General features: G+C 73.1%; 14 protein-coding genes. 8 read left to right on the forward strand and 6 right to left on the reverse strand.

What is annotated here, in order from left to right:
* Positions 1 to 208 precede the first annotated feature (208 nt).
* The 8 genes from OG906_RS41975 to OG906_RS42010 are packed head-to-tail and all read left to right on the forward strand — an operon-like array spanning position 209 to position 10,173.
* On the forward strand, positions 209 to 1,417 hold the full coding sequence (locus OG906_RS41975) for a DegT/DnrJ/EryC1/StrS family aminotransferase (RefSeq protein WP_329449009.1): 1,209 nt from the start codon (positions 209 to 211) through the stop codon (positions 1,415 to 1,417).
* Positions 1,414 to 2,862: a hypothetical protein gene (locus OG906_RS41980; RefSeq protein ID WP_329449008.1), complete on the forward strand. Its 1,449-nt coding sequence runs from the start codon at positions 1,414 to 1,416 to the stop codon at positions 2,860 to 2,862. Before OG906_RS41975 ends, OG906_RS41980 begins: the two co-directional genes overlap by 4 nt.
* Positions 2,855 to 3,583, forward strand: coding sequence for a phosphoribosyltransferase (locus OG906_RS41985; RefSeq protein WP_329449007.1), 729 nt, complete (start codon positions 2,855 to 2,857; stop codon positions 3,581 to 3,583). Before OG906_RS41980 ends, OG906_RS41985 begins: the two co-directional genes overlap by 8 nt.
* Complete coding sequence (locus OG906_RS41990; RefSeq protein WP_329449006.1) at positions 3,522 to 6,464, forward strand: methyltransferase domain-containing protein; 2,943 nt, start codon at positions 3,522 to 3,524, stop codon at positions 6,462 to 6,464. The genes OG906_RS41985 and OG906_RS41990 overlap by 62 nt, the downstream gene beginning before the upstream one ends.
* Positions 6,461 to 7,249, forward strand: a complete 789-nt coding sequence (locus OG906_RS41995; RefSeq protein ID WP_329449005.1) for an HAD family hydrolase — start codon at positions 6,461 to 6,463, stop codon at positions 7,247 to 7,249. The genes OG906_RS41990 and OG906_RS41995 overlap by 4 nt, the downstream gene beginning before the upstream one ends.
* On the forward strand, positions 7,246 to 8,574 hold the full coding sequence (locus OG906_RS42000; RefSeq protein WP_190148921.1) for a phosphoribosyltransferase: 1,329 nt from the start codon (positions 7,246 to 7,248) through the stop codon (positions 8,572 to 8,574). Before OG906_RS41995 ends, OG906_RS42000 begins: the two co-directional genes overlap by 4 nt.
* Positions 8,575 to 8,590: 16 nt before the next feature.
* Positions 8,591 to 9,391, forward strand: coding sequence for a HisA/HisF-related TIM barrel protein (locus OG906_RS42005; protein WP_329449004.1), 801 nt, complete (start codon positions 8,591 to 8,593; stop codon positions 9,389 to 9,391).
* Positions 9,388 to 10,173 (forward strand): class I SAM-dependent methyltransferase, encoded by a 786-nt coding sequence (locus OG906_RS42010; protein ID WP_190148919.1) that lies wholly within the window; start codon positions 9,388 to 9,390, stop codon positions 10,171 to 10,173. Before OG906_RS42005 ends, OG906_RS42010 begins: the two co-directional genes overlap by 4 nt.
* 101 nt (positions 10,174 to 10,274) lie before the next feature.
* Here the strand turns inward: OG906_RS42010 and hisF are convergent, their stop codons facing one another.
* From hisF to OG906_RS42040, 6 genes are all read right to left on the reverse strand, one after another.
* A complete protein-coding gene (hisF, locus tag OG906_RS42015) occupies positions 10,275 to 11,090 on the reverse strand; it encodes an imidazole glycerol phosphate synthase subunit HisF (protein WP_329449003.1) in 816 nt (271 codons plus the stop codon).
* The gene (hisH, locus tag OG906_RS42020; RefSeq protein WP_329449002.1) at positions 11,078 to 11,722 is read right to left on the reverse strand and encodes an imidazole glycerol phosphate synthase subunit HisH; all 645 of its coding nucleotides are present in this window, start codon (positions 11,720 to 11,722) and stop codon (positions 11,078 to 11,080) included. Before hisH ends, hisF begins: the two co-directional genes overlap by 13 nt.
* Positions 11,723 to 11,905: 183 nt before the next feature.
* Entirely contained in the window at positions 11,906 to 12,337 is a 432-nt protein-coding gene (locus OG906_RS42025; RefSeq protein ID WP_329449001.1) for a GFA family protein, read from the reverse strand.
* A 285-nt stretch (positions 12,338 to 12,622) separates the two neighbouring features.
* Complete coding sequence (locus tag OG906_RS42030; RefSeq protein ID WP_329449000.1) at positions 12,623 to 13,606, reverse strand: XRE family transcriptional regulator; 984 nt, start codon at positions 13,604 to 13,606, stop codon at positions 12,623 to 12,625.
* Between the two features lie 226 nt (positions 13,607 to 13,832).
* Positions 13,833 to 14,669 carry an SDR family oxidoreductase gene (locus tag OG906_RS42035; protein WP_329448999.1) on the reverse strand — a complete coding sequence of 279 codons (837 nt, stop codon included), beginning with the start codon at positions 14,667 to 14,669 and terminating at the stop codon, positions 13,833 to 13,835.
* Positions 14,670 to 14,745: 76 nt separating this feature from the next.
* Positions 14,746 to 15,477, reverse strand: a complete 732-nt coding sequence (locus OG906_RS42040; RefSeq protein WP_190148898.1) for a phosphotransferase family protein — start codon at positions 15,475 to 15,477, stop codon at positions 14,746 to 14,748.
* Between the last annotated feature and the right edge of the window lie 255 nt (positions 15,478 to 15,732).

Genomic DNA, 15,732 nt, shown 5'->3' on the forward strand with positions numbered 1-15,732 from the left:
CTCGGCTTTTCTCGCTCTCGCCGCGAAATTCTCAACGTTCTCTCCGGTCCCCTCTGCCGCAGCCTCTTCGGGCGCTGTGTGCTGGTGAGCCCGCCGCCGGCCGACCGCGCCGACGGCTTGGCCGGCCAACATCTGGGCCGTTGCCGCCACCTGTCACGACGCGTACGGCCGCCTACCGACGGCCGGTGCGCGGGAGTTGGAGGACGCCATGCCGCACCGTTTCGAGCCGGCTCCGCAGCGCGAGCGAATCGCGGTGGCGCTCGCGGACTACGTTCGCGCGGGAGGGGCGCTGTCGGTGGCGGACGGCTCCGGCGTGATCGGGGAACTGGAGCAGCGGATCGAGAAGGTCCTGGGCCTGCCGGATCCGCTGTCGTTCTCCTCGGGCACCGCCGGGCTGCACGCGGCCTACCTCGCGCTGGACATGCCGCCCGGCTCGGAGGTGATCGGGCCGGTCACCACGTTCCACGCCTCGTTGAGTCCTGCGCTGCACGCCGGGCTCAACGCGGTGCTCGTCGACGTGGAGCCGGACACCGGGAACCTGTGCCCGGCGGCGCTGGAGGCGGCGATCACCCCGCTGACCCGGTGCGTGACGGTGACGCACTACCTGGGGCATCCCGCCGCGATGGAGGAGATCACCCGGATCTGCCGCGAACGGGATCTGCACCTGATCGAGGACATCAGCCACGCCTACCTTTCGATGCTGCACGGGCAGCGGGTGGGGACGTTCGGCGACATCTGCGTCGGCAGCATGCAGGACAGGAAGTCCTGGCCCGCCGGTGAGGGCGGCCTGTTCAGCGCCGCGCGCCCGCAGTGGCGCGAGCGGGCGCTGCTGGCCGGCCACTACCGCGGCCGCGCCCTGCTGCTGAAGGACCCGGAGCTGGCGGCGTTCGGGGAGACCGGGCTCGGGCTGAAGATGCGGATGCACCCGCTGGCCGCGGTGGTGGGCCTGGCCAACGCCGAGGACCTGGTGGAACGTCTGGCGGCCCGCCGCGCGCTGCTGGAGCGGCTGACCCGGGGCCTTCAGGGCCTGTCGGGGGTGCGGCCGCCTGTGGTGCGGCCCGGCGCCGGTATGGGGGGCTGGTTCTCCTACCGGCCGCAGATCCAGCCCGGCGAGCTGAAGCCGGGGGTGGACGTCAACGCCTACCTGCGGCGGCTGCAGGACGCCGGGGTTCCGGCGCACTACCCCTCGGTCGGCTCGCTGGCCGGCATGCCGCTGTTCACGCATCCGGTCCCGCTGCACGCGGCATCCGGCACCTGGCGGCCGCGGCGGTGCGGTCCCTTCCACGGCGAGAGCGCCTACAACGCGGGCCGGATCAGCGTGAGCGTCACCGACCAGGACACCGAGGAGACGATCGGCACCTACGCCGCCGCCTTCGCCGAGGCGTCGCATGCCCTGGCCCGGCCGGTGGCGACATGACCGCCCGGGCAGCCGTCCCCACCGTCCCCGCCGAGCCCGGCCGGGCGGGCCTCTTACTGCCGGCGCGACGGCGGCTGTTCGGCTGGTCGAGGGAGATGGCCGCGCAGCGCGGAGAGCTGGAGCGCGGCTGGACGGCGGCGCTCCAGGCCGGCGGCGCAATCAGCCCGCCGCCGGGTGTCGCGGCGGCGCAGCATCTGGCGGACGGCGGCGGGTTCCGCCTTCCGGCCGCACTGGAGAACCAACTTCCGGCAGCGGCGAGGGCGTTCTTCGACGACCGGGTGGTGCGCGGGGGTTGGGTGTATCTGCGGGGCTTCGGCTACTACACGGCCGACGCGCAGATGTACCTGCCCGGCCGCGCTCCGGCGCCGGGCCGGAGGTTCGCCACCGTCCAGCAGCGGTGGCCCCGGTACGCGGAGTTCGCCCGCCCGCTGGCGGAGACCGCGGCGCGGGAACCGGCCGGGTGGTACGCGTGGGTGGCGTGGCTGGCGTTCCTGGAATCGGCGGTGCAGGACGTGTGCACCGCGCGGTGGAGCGCCGCAGTCCTCGCCGACGACAGGGCGGCCGGGGTGCTGGACGAGGTCCTTCAGGGGCTCGGCGTGCTGCTGGCCGAGGCTGCCTGGAACCGGTGGCAGCCGCAGGGTTGCCCGGCCGGTCCGTGCGATCGGGCCACCTGGGCGGAGCGGGCGACCGCCCTGACCTCCGATGCCCGGATCCCGGAGATCCTGCGCGAGCTGGCGCGGGCACTTCAGGGGCCCCAGGTCGCGGCGGACGCGGTGCGCGCCGTGCGCGAGGGCGACGTGCTGTGGCAGATCGCCGCAGTCGCCCAGACCCGCTGGCCGGCGCTGGCCGCAGCACATCCGGGCGCGCCGGTGCTGCTGGTCAGCGAGGCCTTCGGCGCGATGGCCGCGGGCCCGGTGCTCGCCGGGATGCTGCCGGCCGGTCAGCGCGACCGGGTCCGCCTCGCGCTCACCCGGGGTTCGGTCCACGAGGAGGAGATGGCCCGGGTCTCGGGCACCGCGTGGCGCACCGGGCGCCTGGAGGCGGACGGGCAGGTGGTGGTGCACCTGGACGACAGCGTGTTCACCGGCCGCACCCACGCCGGACTGCGTCGGGCCCTGACCGGCGTCCCCGCCGCGGTGTACCTGGTACCGCTGACGCTGGACGTCGGCACGCCCTTCAACCACCCCGAGGAGATCACCGCGCTCGGCCGCGGGGTCGGCGAGCACCTGGCCGACCTCGAGACCGCCGTGCGCGCCGTGGGCGGGGCGCTGCCGCCCGCGCCAAGCCTGTGGGCGCGCCGCAAGGCGCCGGGGCCGCCCCTCGGCGCCGACGACGGTCCGGAGGAAGGCTCGTGGGAGGAGGCGTTCGAGCGGGTGGCGGGCGGCTCGGACCGGCTGATGGCACTGCTGTGGGACCGCTACGCCCCGGAGGTCCGCAATGCCTGACCGCCCGAACCCGCGCACCTCGGCCGAAGTGCCGATAGAGGACCTGGTGTTCACCGCCGGGGCCGGCCGCCGGGCCCGCATGGTGTCCTGGCTGGCCTACCAGCAGATGGCCGCCGACGTGGCCGGGCAGATCCGCCGCGCCCACCCCGGTGCGGTGACGCTGGTGGGCATCTTGCAGGGCGGGTGGATCACCGCCCAGTCCCTGGCCGACCTCCTGCCCGCCTCGACGGTGCTGGCCGCCGCCGCCCGCCGCCGCAGCGAGCGCACCGACGGCCTGGAGCTGCTCGCCGCGGCCGACGGGCTCCTTGCCCCCGGTACTCCCCCGCCGGGGCAGCCGCTGATCGTGGTGGACGAGGTCGTCGACTCCGGCCGAACCGCCCGATTCTTCCTCGACCACCTCGCCCCGTACGAACCGCAGTTGGCGTGCCTGGCGGCCTCGGACACCGCGGACCCAGCGCCGCACTTCACTGCCTGGTCCATGTCCGACCTGCCCTCGCTGGTCCTGCCCTGGCGGGTCCTGCGCGACGCCGACCAGACCGCCGGGTGCCTGCTGGCCGCCGGCCCCCTGACCACCGCCCAGCTCGACGAGAGGCTGCGTGACCTCGGCCATGACATCGACCCCGACCTCCTTGAGTCCCACCTCGACCATCTCGCCGCTCGTGACCGGCTCCACCGCGACGGGACCCTCTGGCGCCTTCCCGGCGGGCCGGACGCTCCCTGATCCCGCGACCGTCAGCGGCATCGAGCGGGTGGCCGCGTTCTACGACGCGGACCCCGAGCGGGAGTGGCAGCGCACCCGCTCCGGCCCCTACCACCGGCTGGAGACGGAGGTCATCCACCAGCAGGTCCTGGCCGGGCTGCGCCCGGGAAGCCGCATCCTCGACATCGGCTCGGGCCCCGGCGTCCACGCCCTGGAACTGGCCCGCCGCGGGCACATGGTCGCCCTGTCCGACCTGTCCGCGAACAGCCTGGACAGCGCCCGCGCCCGCTTCCGCCAGGCCGGTCTGGAAGGGCACCTGCTGGGCACGCAGCACGGCCCGGCGCAGCACCTGGTTCCGCCGTCGGGCCAGTTCGACGCGGTGCTGATGTTCGGCCCGCTCTACCACCTGCTCGACGACGCGGACGCCGTCGAGGCGGTGCGCCGGGCCGCGACCGCGCTGGCGCCGGGCGGCCGGTTCCACGCGATCTTCCTGACCCGCACCTCGGTCCTGCGGGACCTGCTCAAGCGCGGCCGGTTCACGGAGATGACCGCCCTGACCGGCGGCGGATACCTCGACCACGGCCGCTACGAGCCGCTGCCTGCGGTGTCGGCCGACGACTACATGCCGCCCACCCGCACCCACCGCCTCACCGAGGCCGAGGACCTGCTGGCCGCGGCCGGACTGGAGGTCACCGACCGGTACTCGCTGGAGGGCGTCGCGGCGTGGATGCGCCCGTACGTCGACCAGGCGGCCGCCGACCAGGAGGCGTTCACCGCGCTGAGCCGCGCGGTGCGGGAGACCACCCAGGCGGGCGAACTCCTCGAGGCGGGTGATCACTTCCTGCTGTCCGCCGCACCGGCCGGACTGCCGCGCCCGCGCCCCCGGACCCGCACCGGGGCGGGACGGGCGGACCTCGTCGGGCGCCACCGCGGCGTGCTGGCCGGCGCCGACGGCCGCATCACCTTCGCCCCGGCCCTCATCCGCCACGGCGGCCGCCGCCTGCTGGCCGTGACCACCGGCCCGGCCGACGCCCGTACCTACATCCCTCGGCAGTTGCCCGGCCGCGCCCCCGAGCCGTGGTACACCGGCGGCCGCAACCGCATCGTCCTCACTGCCCTGCCCGAGCCCGGCGGGCCGGTGTCCCTGGACGGTGCCCGGCCGCTGCCGGTCCCGGACGGCTGCGACGACGTCACCGGCGTGAGCCTGGTCGTCCACCAGGAGGCGCTGCACGCCTACTTCAGCGCCCGGCCCGACGGCGGGGCCTGGTCGATCTACCGCACCGTCAGCCGCGACGGCGGAACCACCTGGGCCGCCCCCCACCTCGCCCTCGCCCCCGCCGCCGAGGACGGGGCGAGCGACGGCGAGCACGTGCTGCTGCCGGCCGTGCTACACCGCGGCGGCGCCTGGTGGATGTGGTACGCCGGACGCGACGGCCACCACCGGCGCATCCACCTGGCCACCTCCACCGACGGCATCGTCTGGCAGCGCAACGGCGTCGTCGTCACCACCGGCCCGGCCGGCGCCCCGGACGCGTACGCCGCCGACTGCCCCGCCGTCGCCGCGAGTTCCGACGGCGGCCTGCTGATGGTCTACGGCGCCGGCACCTCCCGCTCGTTGGCGGCCGCGCACTCCCGCGACGGCCTGACCTGGCGGCCGCTGGGCGCCGTCCTGCACCGCGGCGGCCCCGGCAGCCCGGACTCCCGCTACGCCTTCTATCCCGCGCTGCTGCCCGAGGGAGGCGGCCGGATCCGGCTGCTGTACGCGGGCGAGGACGACCAGGCGCGCTGGACGGTGCTGGACGCCGGTGTGCTGGACGCCGCGCTGCTGGCCGAGCGTCCCGCTCCACTGCCGCTGACCGACGAGATCGCAGCCGCCGTCGACCGCGTCCGCGACGAGGTGCCCGCCCCGTACTGGGAGATCCCGGAGGACTGCCACGCCCCCGCGCCCGCCTACGCCTCCCCCGACGGGGCGCTGGCCCAGCTGCGGCCGAGCAGCACGCCGGTGTTCGCCGCCCGCACGACCGCGGGCACGGTCGTGGTCAAGCCCGGTCGCGGCCGGGCCTTCGCCGAACGGGAGCACACCGGTCTGCAGGCCCTCGCCCGGCATCTGCCCGTGCCTGCCACCGCGCTGCACTACCGCGGCGAGGACGCGACGCTGGTCTCCCAGGCCGTGGACGGCATCCCCCTGCGGGACCTGGCCGCCACCGACCCGGGGCGATTCCTGACGGTCCTGGGCGAGGTAGCCGCCCGGCTGGTCCACGGCGCCACCGCGACGCTGACCCCCCGCCGGGAGGACGACGTCGACCACTCGCTCCAGACCCCCGCGGTGCTGTCCGGCTGGGTGGAGGACCTCGCCCACCGGCTGCGGCCCTGGGCCGACCACACCCTTCACCTCAACGGCGCACCGACCCACCTCAGTTGCCGCTCCCTCATCCACCTCGCGCGCCGCTCCCTCACCCCGGCCGCCCCGGGCGGCTGGCTCGTCCACGCCACCGGCGACCTCCACCTGGGCAACGTCCTCGTCCACCCGACCGAGCCGCGCTGGTGGGTGATCGACGCCGAGTTCGCCGGCATGCACGACCTCGACCAGACACTGGCCAAGCTGGCCGGCTCCTGCCTGAAGCACACCGGCCTGCTCGCCGACGCCGCGGTCCGCGAACACCGCGGCGTCCTTCAGGTCACCTGCCCACTGGCCGAACCGTTGGGGGGACAGCTCCTCGAAACGACCTGGCTGCTGGACCGGTTCGACGGCCTGCCCCTGGACCGGGCCCGGATCCTCGGCCTGCTCATGCCGGACTTGTACTTCCGCCTCACCCGCGACGAGAACGCCCCCGCCGCCGCCGAGGGCCTGGCTGCCCTCGCGCTGGCCGCTCGGATGACCGGCCACGGAGCAGCCCAGTGACCCCCACCCCCCACCAGCCGCTCGTGCCGCCGATGCCCGCGGTCACCACCGTCCTGTTCGACATCGACAACACCCTGATCCCCACCCGCGCGATCTGGCAGCACGCCCTGGACACCGTCGCCACCCGACTCGCCGGCGCCCACCCCGGCGTGAGCGCGGCCGTCATCGCCTCCACCTACGTGCACACCTCCGACCGGCTGTGGGGCGACTACGACCGCGCCCTGGCCCCGCTCGGCTCGCACACCGCCGCCCGCCGCCACGTCTGGGAAACCGCCCTGCGCGAAGCCGGGATCGTACTGGACGAGCGGCAACTGGCCGCCCACGTCGACGACTTCGCCCACCGGCAGATGCGCGCGATCCGCACCGTCCCCGCCACCGTCGACGCCTTCCGGCGTCTCGCGGCGGTCTACCAGCTCGGCGTCGTCACCAACGGCGACGCCGACCAGCAGCACGCCAAGCTCGAACAGGCCGGCCTCGACCCGTTCTTCGAGACCGTGGTGTGCGCGCTGGGCAACGGCCACCGCAAGCCGCATCCCGCACCGTTCCACCGGGCCTGCGAGGACCTGGCCGTCCGGCCCGAGGAGTGCCTATACGTCGGCGACGAGTGGACCGCCGACATCGTCGGCGCCCGCGCCGCCGGACTGCACCCGGTCTGGATCACCCCCACCGGGCAACCCCCGCCCGGATCGGCACCGACCACCCGCTTCACCAGCCTCGCCTCCTGCCTGAGAGCGCTGTGCGACCACGCCGCGCGCCGGCCCATCCGCGAAACGGAGCCCACGTGACCACCACGACTACCACCCTCCCGCCCCCGCCCCGGGCGAACACGGCCCACCCCGCCTACCCCGCCCCGCCCGTCTCCGGGAGCGCCGTCGCCTGCGACCTGCTGGGCCTGGTCCGCATTCCCGCCGCCGAGCTGCACCTCGCGGCCAACGCCGGCCTGGACCCCGCCCTGCTGGACACCTTCCTCCCGGCCGCCGGCGGCCCCCGGCCCGCGGCGGGCGCCCGCAACATCCGGCTCAGCCGGGGCCCGGCCTACTACCAGCCCCGTACGGCGCTGCCGTCCTGGGCGGCGCTGGGCGAAGCCCTCGGCCGCCTGGACCACCGGGCGCCGGGGCAGGCCCCGGCACTGCGGCACGCGCTGCTCGACAACCTCCACAACCTCGCCGCCGCCGGCGCCTACACCCTGTGGCACGGCCTCACCGACCGCCCCAGCCTCACCGACGATCCGCGCCCGGCCGCGCTGGAACGCCTGCTGGAGACCGCCACCTCCACCGCTGCCGCGCTTCACGGCCACCGCGCCGCCGGCCCGTTCGCCCCGCACCCCGGCGACCTCGCACTGCTGCAGGCCCACGAGGCGGGCTGGCGGGCCTTCCGGGAGCTCGACAACCCGGTCAAGATCGGCAACGAGCTGCGCTTCCTCGCCGAGCACGTACTGGCACCCCGGCCCGACATCACCGCCGTCCTCGCCCCGCTGTACGGGTCGCTGTCCCTCGCGCTGGCCGCCCGGACCGTCCTTCCCGCTCTGCTCGGCCGGCCGGTCGACGTGCACCTGGTCCGCCTTGGGTTCCACGACCAGGGCAACGTCGCATACCTCGGCGCCAGCGGCACCGTCCGCCACCGCGCCACAGCCCCCCGCGCCTACCGCGACCGCCTGACCGCCGCGGCCCGCGACACGACCCTGCTGGTCATCGACGACAACGTGGGCTACGGCGACACGCTGCGCGCCAGCCGCCAGCTGGTCGAGCAGCTCGGCGGTCGGGCCGTCACCCGCAGCGTCGAATCCGCGTGGACCCTCTACCACCGCTCCGGCCGGCACGACATCGCCGACGCCGCCGACCTGCCGAGCCTGCGCCCCAACCTGCACCACAGCATCCAGACCCGCCTGACCGGACACCTGCTGCGCGGCGACACCGGCGCCTACCTGAGCGACGGAGCCCACCGTACGGCGGGCACGCTGCACCGGCAGATGGCCGCCAGCTTCGACCTCGCGGTGAGCACCGGCACCTGGACCACCGCCCAACTGGCCGCCATGCGGGCCGAACTCGCCCACGCCGCCTCCTGGAACGAACCGCCCGCCCCCCGCCCGGCCGCGCTCGCCGCCGCCTGAACCCGGAGGCGCCCACATGCCCACCACCCCCACCCCGGGGACCGCTGCGGCCACCCTGCCCACTGCCCTTCACGCCGGGCCGCCCGGCCCGTGGCGGGTGAACGTCGACGTCCGCCACGGCACGGTCACCTCCCTCCCCGGCCTGCCGCCGGGACGGCTGCTCGCCGACCTCCTCGACGACGACGTGCCCACCGCCGTCATCGACCTCGACCGCTCCACCGGCACCAGCACCAGCACCGCGCTGCTGGAGACGGCCGTGCGCCACCACCCCGGCCGGCTGTGGGCCGGCGGCCGACTGGCCCCGCGCGACCCGGCCGTCCGCCGCCTCCTAGACGCGGGCGCCGCCGGTGTCCTGCTCGGCTCCACCGGCCTGCTCCCCGACGGACGCCTCGACCCGCACGCCTGGCCGGACTTCACCACCCTCGCGGACGCCGGACAACTGATGCTGTCCCTCGACGCCGTGGACGGGCGGATCGTCACCGACGGCTTCACCCGCACCACCAACGTGGCGCTCACCGACGCCCTGGACGCCCTCCTCGACGCCACCGGCGGCACCCAGCCCGTCCTGATCACCGACGCCCGCGCGGCAACCCACCGCACCCCGCCCCCCTGGCAGGTCCTCGACCGCCTCGCGGGCCGCCACCCGCATGCCTTCCTCTGGTACGCCGGCGGCCTGTCCGGGTGGGCCGACCTGACGCGCCTGTGGCATGCCGGCTGGGGCGCCGTCGTCGGCCGCGCCTACCTCACCGCTCCCCGCGGTCTGCCCGACGCCGAAGGCCGCCTTCACCGCACCCCGCCTACGGAGAACCGGACATGACCCAGCCCGCCCCCGCGCCCGCCCCGACGCCCGACGGTGATCCGTGGTGGATCAGCAACTACCGCGGCACCGGCTACCTGGAGCGCTACGGCAGCCACGACGGCGCCACCACCCGACGTGACGTCGCCTTCCTCGCCGCCCGCCTCGCCCTGCAGACCGATCACACGATCCTCGACCTGTGCTGCGCTTTCGCCCGGCACACGGCCGAGCTGACCCGCCGCGGCTACACCCACACCACCGGCGTCGACCTGTCCCAGGACCTCCTCGACCACGCCGCCGCCACCGCCGCGGCGGACGGCGAGCGGATCAACCTGTTGCACGCGGACGTCCGCGGCCTTCCCCTGGACGACGGCTGCGCCGACGCCGTCCTGCTCCTGTTCAACTCCTTCGGCTTCCTCGACACCACCGACGAGGACCTCGGGGTCCTGCGCGAAGCCTTCCGTGTCCTGCGCCCCGGCGGCCGCATGGCCATGGACCACTTCACCCCGCACCCCGACACCACCGGCATGGGAACCCGCACCGTCCGCGGCGATCACGCCGAAACCACCCAGCAGGTCACCTGGGACCCCGCCACGCGCAGACTCAATCGGCACACCACCACCGCCTACGACGACGGCACCACGGACACCAGCCACAGCTCGGTCCGCCTCTACACCCCTGCGGAGCTGACCGAGTTGCTGCACGCGGCCGGCTTTGTCGTCGACGAGCAGTTCGGCGGCTACGACGCCCGCCCCCTCACCGCCGACAGCAGCCGCCACCTGGTGACCGCGCACCGGCCCTGACCCGCCGTACGCCCGGGTCGGCCGTGCGGCGCCGGAAAACAAAGCCGGGCCCGACCGCGTTCAGCGGCCGGGCCCGGCGTCGTTTCCGGGAGGGAGCGTGCTCAGACCAGGCGGACCGGGAGCCCGTACCGCTTGGCGAGCTCGGCCTTGATCTCCGCGACCGGGACGGTGCGCTCCATGCGCGGCGAGTACAGCAGCGAGCTGACGATCGCCGCTGACGCGCCCGCTTCGGTGAACGCCGCCGCCGCGTGCTCGGCTGAACCGGCGCCGCCGGAGGCGATCACCGGCAGGTTGACCGCCTCGGCGATCTGGCGGGTGATCTCCAGGTCGTAGCCCTCGTGTGTGCCGTCCTGGTCGATGGAGTTGACGCAGATCTCCCCGGCCCCCAGCTCCTCGCCACGGCGCGCCCACACGATGGCGTCCATGCCGGTGGCCTGCCGGGCCCCGTCGATGAACACCTCGTACCCGCTGGGGATCTCGGCCGTGACCGGGACGCGCTTGACCTGCATGGACTGCACGATGCACTGGCGGCCGAACTCGGCCGACCCCTCGGTGATGATCGTGGGATTGCGCACCGCCATCGAGTCCAGGCTGATCTTCTCCGCGCCGGCGGCAAGCACCGCGTGCATGTCCTCCAGCGACCGGATCCCGCCGCCCACCGTCAGCGGCACGAACACCGTCTCGGCGACCTTGCGGATCGTGGCCAGGTCCGCCTGGCGGCGCTGCGCGCTGGCGAGGATGTCGTAGAAGATGATCTCGTCGATGCCGTCCGCGTACACCGACGCGGCGACCTCGGCGGCGTCGCCGACGTCGATGTTGTCCTCGAAGCGGCGGGCCTTGGTGACCCGGCCGTCGATGATGTCGAAGCAGGCGATGAGCCGGGTGGTCAGCCCGGTCGCGACGTTCAGGCCGGGCACAGCTCCTCCTGCGGGGTCTTGGCGAACCGCTCGAGGAGGTCCAGCCCCAGCGGGCCGGACTTCTCGGTGTGGAACTGCGTGGCCATGATGTTGCCGCGTGCGACGGCAGAGGTGAACGGCAGGCCGTACTCCGTAGTGGCCGCGATGTCCCCTGTGTCTGAGGGGTCGGCGTAGTAGCTGTTCACGAAGTAGAAGTGACCCGCTTCCGGCAGGCCGGCCAGGAAGGGATGGGTCGAGGTGCGGTGTACCTGGTTCCAGCCCATCTGCGGCACCCGCACGTCGGCGGCGTTGAAGGCCCGTACGGTCCCGGGCAGCCAGCCCAGGCATGTCGCGTCCTGTTCCTCGCTTGTCTCGAAGAGGACCTGCAGGCCCACGCAGATGCCCAGGAACGGGGTGCGGCCTTCGATAACCCGGGCGTGAAGCGCCTCGGGCCATCCGGCTTCGGACAGGTAGGTCATCGTGGTCCCGGCTGATCCGACGCCAGGAAGGATGATCCGGTCGATGCCGTCGAGTTGCGTGGGCGAGGTGAGCAGACGGTTCGGCACACCGAGGAAGTTCAGCGCGTGGACCACGCTCTGGCTGTTTCCGGTGCGGTAGTCGATCACGCCGACCACGGGTCGGTCGTCCTGCATGAACGCCTCAATCTAAGGGCCGCCGAAGGCGCCCCGGTTGAAGTAGCTGGCCGCCGTCACATAGCGGCAAGGGTCACTGTGAGTCTATCGGCGGCCACTAGCCGATGCGGCTTGTTCCGCTCCGGCTCTGCGAGTCAGGGCAAAGAACTGCCCGCTTCCCCGCGCCCCAGGATCTCCTGCGCTTCAGCTGACGGAGCTGCTCTGGATGTCCGGCACCTGGGGCAGCCAGCGCACGGAGCTGTCGCGGAAGGACTGGTTGACGGGGACGAGATCGTCACCGGTGGTGTCGTCCAGGGCCGGAACGACGATGCCAATCTCCGGGATGTCGCTGTCGATCGCCGCGAGACGGCTTCCGCAGTTGGGGCAGAAGCCGCGCTGGGCCTCGCCCTCGAACGTCTCGAACCAGGTCGGCTCGATCCCGTTGGTCCAGCTGACGTCCTCGGGGGCGAAGCCGGCCCACCACATCATCGGGCCGCCGCCGAGCTTCTGGCAGTGCGGACAACTGCATGTGTGGGGATAGACCGCCAGTCCTCTGACGATGAAGCGGATCTTGCCGCACAGACAGCCGCCGGAGCGCTCCTGGACTGCTGCGACGAGGTCGGGGGTGGCGTTCATCTGTTCATCTCCGCGACAGATTGGGGAAGTTGAGCCCGCCAGTGTGCCAGCCTCCTCTTGAACCTGTGGTTGTTGCCGAGAGCTTGCGGCGAGGTCCGCGCGCAAGCGCTCGCCCGCTTCCCGGCCGCCTTATACCTGGTCACCAGCTGCCCACCCCTAAATTCCGCAGGGGGCCAGCACGGCAGCACCGCCAGAGCGCCGGGATGGAGTCCGCCGATGAGTGGTCAGGTTCCCCAGAATGGGCTATCGACAGCCTGCTTCGGTCATCTCTGGGCACGCAGGGGTTCAGAGGAGAACGCCGCTGCGTTCGGCGAGACAGCGCAGTTCCGTTGATGTCGGGCCAGAGGCCAACAGGCTGGAGATCAAGGACTTCGTCGCCGGACGGGCGTGGGTCTCCTGCGGAGCGCAGCGCTCAGCGGCGAGCAGTGTGCGGACGCAGTCGCTGCGGCGGCCGAGACGGTCGTAGGTGACGGCGATGTCGCAGAGTGTGCGAGAGCGGCGTTCGACGCTGGGCAGCGCCTTCAGTGAAATCGCGCGAGCGGCGTCGAGCGCGGCCTGGGGATCGCCTGCGTGGTTCTCGGCGCTGATTTTGTGGAGTTGCACGGTGAGGGGGCTGAAGCCGCCCCCGTGGTCGCGCAGCATGGTGGCTCCGCCGAGTTCTTTGGCGAGGGCGGCGGCTTCGTCGGTCAGCTCTCGCATTCCGTCCCGATCGCCTCGGCGCGCGAGGGTGTACGACGCGCTCTGGACCAGGAGCCCGCGCACCGCGGTGCCGGCTCGTCCGATGCCGCGCAGATCCGGGTTATCAGCGGCTGAGAGCGCGATCGACAGTGCCTGGTCATGCCATCCCGCCCTTCTGGCGAGCACGGCCACCTGCCGGGCGGATTCAGCGACCGCGAGGACGTCTCCTGCTGCCTCGGCGAGTTGCCGCGCGCGGTCGACGGCCATCCAGCCGAGCTGTTGCTCGTCCATCTTCACGAGCATGCGGGTGGCCAGCAGATAGCTCTTGGCTAGGAGGGCGGACTGCTCTGTGTCGTGGCTACCGGTGGAAGGCGCGTGGCCGGCGCGGATGAGGCGAGGCAAGCGCACAGCGAGGGACGCGTAGCGGCAGGCGTCGAAGTCGGCGAGCGCGTGGGTGAAGTCGGTGGAGAGCGCCTCGGACGACGGCACGGGCGTGGCCGCGCCCAGTCCGAGCATCGCGTCCCGGAGCCGGGCGACGAGCAACTCGCCGAGCAGGGCCTCATCGGCCTGCGCGGTTCCGCTCCCGAGCAAGGGGGCAGTGGCTGTTGCCGCCAGGCCCGCGAGCAACTTCCGTCGGTGCACTGGATCTTCACCGTCCTCCCGCCCGGGTGTACCTACTCTAGGGGCGGAGAGCCGGGAGAAGGCCTCTCACAGCCCCCAATGCCTAGACCTCATCCGGGTTCCCCGCTGCGCGCAAGGTCGTCCAGCTACCGTTCATCCCGCTCGGCTCCGGCCTGCCGGCCCTGCGCGGTCGGAGTCAGCGGTCGGGGTTTTGACGCCGGAGGAACTCCCGGGCTCCGCGAAGGCGGGTGGCCAGGCCTTTCTGGGTGACGCGGCTGTCGAGGCGGACACAAAGTCCGCCGGGGAGGCCGCTGTCGGCGCGGCGGCCGGTCGGCAGCAGTGATGGGTCAAGGCCGTCCCGCTGCGCGATGAGGGTGCCGAGTTCGTGGCGGGTGACGGCGTCCGGGCCGGTGAGGTGAAAGACGCCGGCCGCGTCGGACAGGGTGAGCTCCCACAGTGCGGCGGCCAGGTCGTGGACGTGGACTGGGCATCGGACATCGTCGGTGAACAGGGCCCCGTCGCGCGTGCCGGCGGCCAGGGCGTGCACCATGCGTTCGTGCTCGGACCGGCCATCGCCGATGATCAGGGAGGTCCGTGCGACGACGGCGCCCGTGCTCAGGAGCCGCACGGCCGTTTCGGCCGCCGCCTTCGCGGCCCCGTACGGTGTTACCGGGTCGGGTAGACAGGTCTCGTCGTAGAGGCCTTCGCGGCGGCCGGAGAAGACGGCGTCACTCGACACGTGGACCAGTCGGATGTCCCGTTGCGCCGCGGCTTGGGCCAGGCGCATCCCTCCCTCGGCCGTGACTTCCCACTCGGCTCCGCCGCTGCTCGCGTTGATGACCGCCGTGGGGCTGACGGCATCCAGGACCTCCTGGAGATTCGCCGAGTTGCGCAGGTCGAGGCGGTGCCACGCGCCGGCGCCCTTGCCGGGGTGCGAGTGGAAGGTGGCGGCCGTCTCCATGCCTGCTGAATGTCCCTGGCGGGCCAGCTCAACGCCCAGGAACCCGCTGCCGCCCACAATCAGTACCGTCACGCCTACCCACGCTAGGACTGCAAGGTGCGTCCTGGGGCGCAACCGTCTGAAGTGTGTGGTCAGCGTCCAGCCTTTGTCAGCCCAGGGCTGTGTCGAAGGTCTTGCGGTTGGCCGATGTGTAGGCGTGCTCTTGCTCGGACCACCGGATGCGCCCGGTGATCGTGGAGTCGTCGGCAACGTGCGGAAACGGGCCTGCGAGCTGGCTGTGCCACCACCTGGCGTTGCGGGCCTGGCGGTCGAGCGCGGCATCAACGAGGCGGGAGCGGGAGGTGGCGTCGAGCCCGTACGCGTCGGCGAGGACACGTACCTGTGCGGCCTGGATGGTGGCGGGCGGAGCGGTGGGCTTGGAGGAGATGCACCAGGTCCACGCCATGTAGCCGAGGTCTTCGAGGGGATCGCCGGGGGCGGCGGTGTCGAAGTCGATGAAGGCGGTCGGGATGTCGTCGGTGAAGACCGTGTTGTTCGGCCCCGGGTCGTGGTGGCAGACCACGGCATGCCGTCCGGTCAGGCGACTGCTTCGGGTGGCGTCGTGGAAGGAGCGGAGCAGGGTGCCGGCCGCGGCCACCTGGGGGTCGGTCCAGCGCTGGAATCGGGCGGGCACCCAGCCGGGGAGGTAACTGAGGATTTCGCGGCCGGCTGTGTCGAACCCGAGGTGGCGCGGAGCGCCGGTGAAGCCCTCTCGCTGGAGGTCCCAAAGCAGCTCGGCGACGAACGATGACGACGCGGTGGCTGGCCGCCGGACGGTGCGCCCGACCCTGACCACGCCGAGGGTGATACGTCCGCCGGACAATGGCACTTCGTTCTCCATGGCTTCATCCTGGCCTCGTTCGTGCACCGGACGCTTAGCCAACCCTGCACGCGCAGGCCATCGGTCAAGTTCAGCGGCAAACGGTCAAGGTCCGGTGTCCGGACACGCGCACCGCATCGGTGACGCAGCCGGATGACGCTGCACCGTTCTCTCCCACGGTGGTGTTGACCTGTGCATCTACCATCCGGGCGCTGGTCGGCGGACGCTGATGACGCTCTGGCGCGCCATGTCTCTCCTTCCTTCCCCCTCTTTCGT

This window comes from Streptomyces sp. NBC_01426 (assembly GCF_036231985.1).
GTDB lineage: Bacteria > Actinomycetota > Actinomycetes > Streptomycetales > Streptomycetaceae > Streptomyces.

Bases quoted from the DNA above. Each gene is read 5' to 3' on its own strand.
- OG906_RS41975 (WP_329449009.1), top strand. From the start codon at position 209: ATGCCGCACCGTTTCGAGCCGGCTCCGCAGCGCGAGCGAATCGCGGTG.
- OG906_RS41980 (WP_329449008.1), top strand. From the start codon at position 1,414: ATGACCGCCCGGGCAGCCGTCCCCACCGTCCCCGCCGAGCCCGGCCGG.
- OG906_RS41985 (WP_329449007.1), top strand. From the start codon at position 2,855: ATGCCTGACCGCCCGAACCCGCGCACCTCGGCCGAAGTGCCGATAGAG.
- OG906_RS42005 (WP_329449004.1), top strand. From the start codon at position 8,591: ATGCCCACCACCCCCACCCCGGGGACCGCTGCGGCCACCCTGCCCACT.
- OG906_RS42010 (WP_190148919.1), top strand. From the start codon at position 9,388: ATGACCCAGCCCGCCCCCGCGCCCGCCCCGACGCCCGACGGTGATCCG.
- hisH (WP_329449002.1), bottom strand. From the start codon at position 11,722: ATGCAGGACGACCGACCCGTGGTCGGCGTGATCGACTACCGCACCGGA.
- OG906_RS42025 (WP_329449001.1), bottom strand. From the start codon at position 12,337: ATGAACGCCACCCCCGACCTCGTCGCAGCAGTCCAGGAGCGCTCCGGC.
- OG906_RS42040 (WP_190148898.1), bottom strand. From the start codon at position 15,477: ATGGAGAACGAAGTGCCATTGTCCGGCGGACGTATCACCCTCGGCGTG.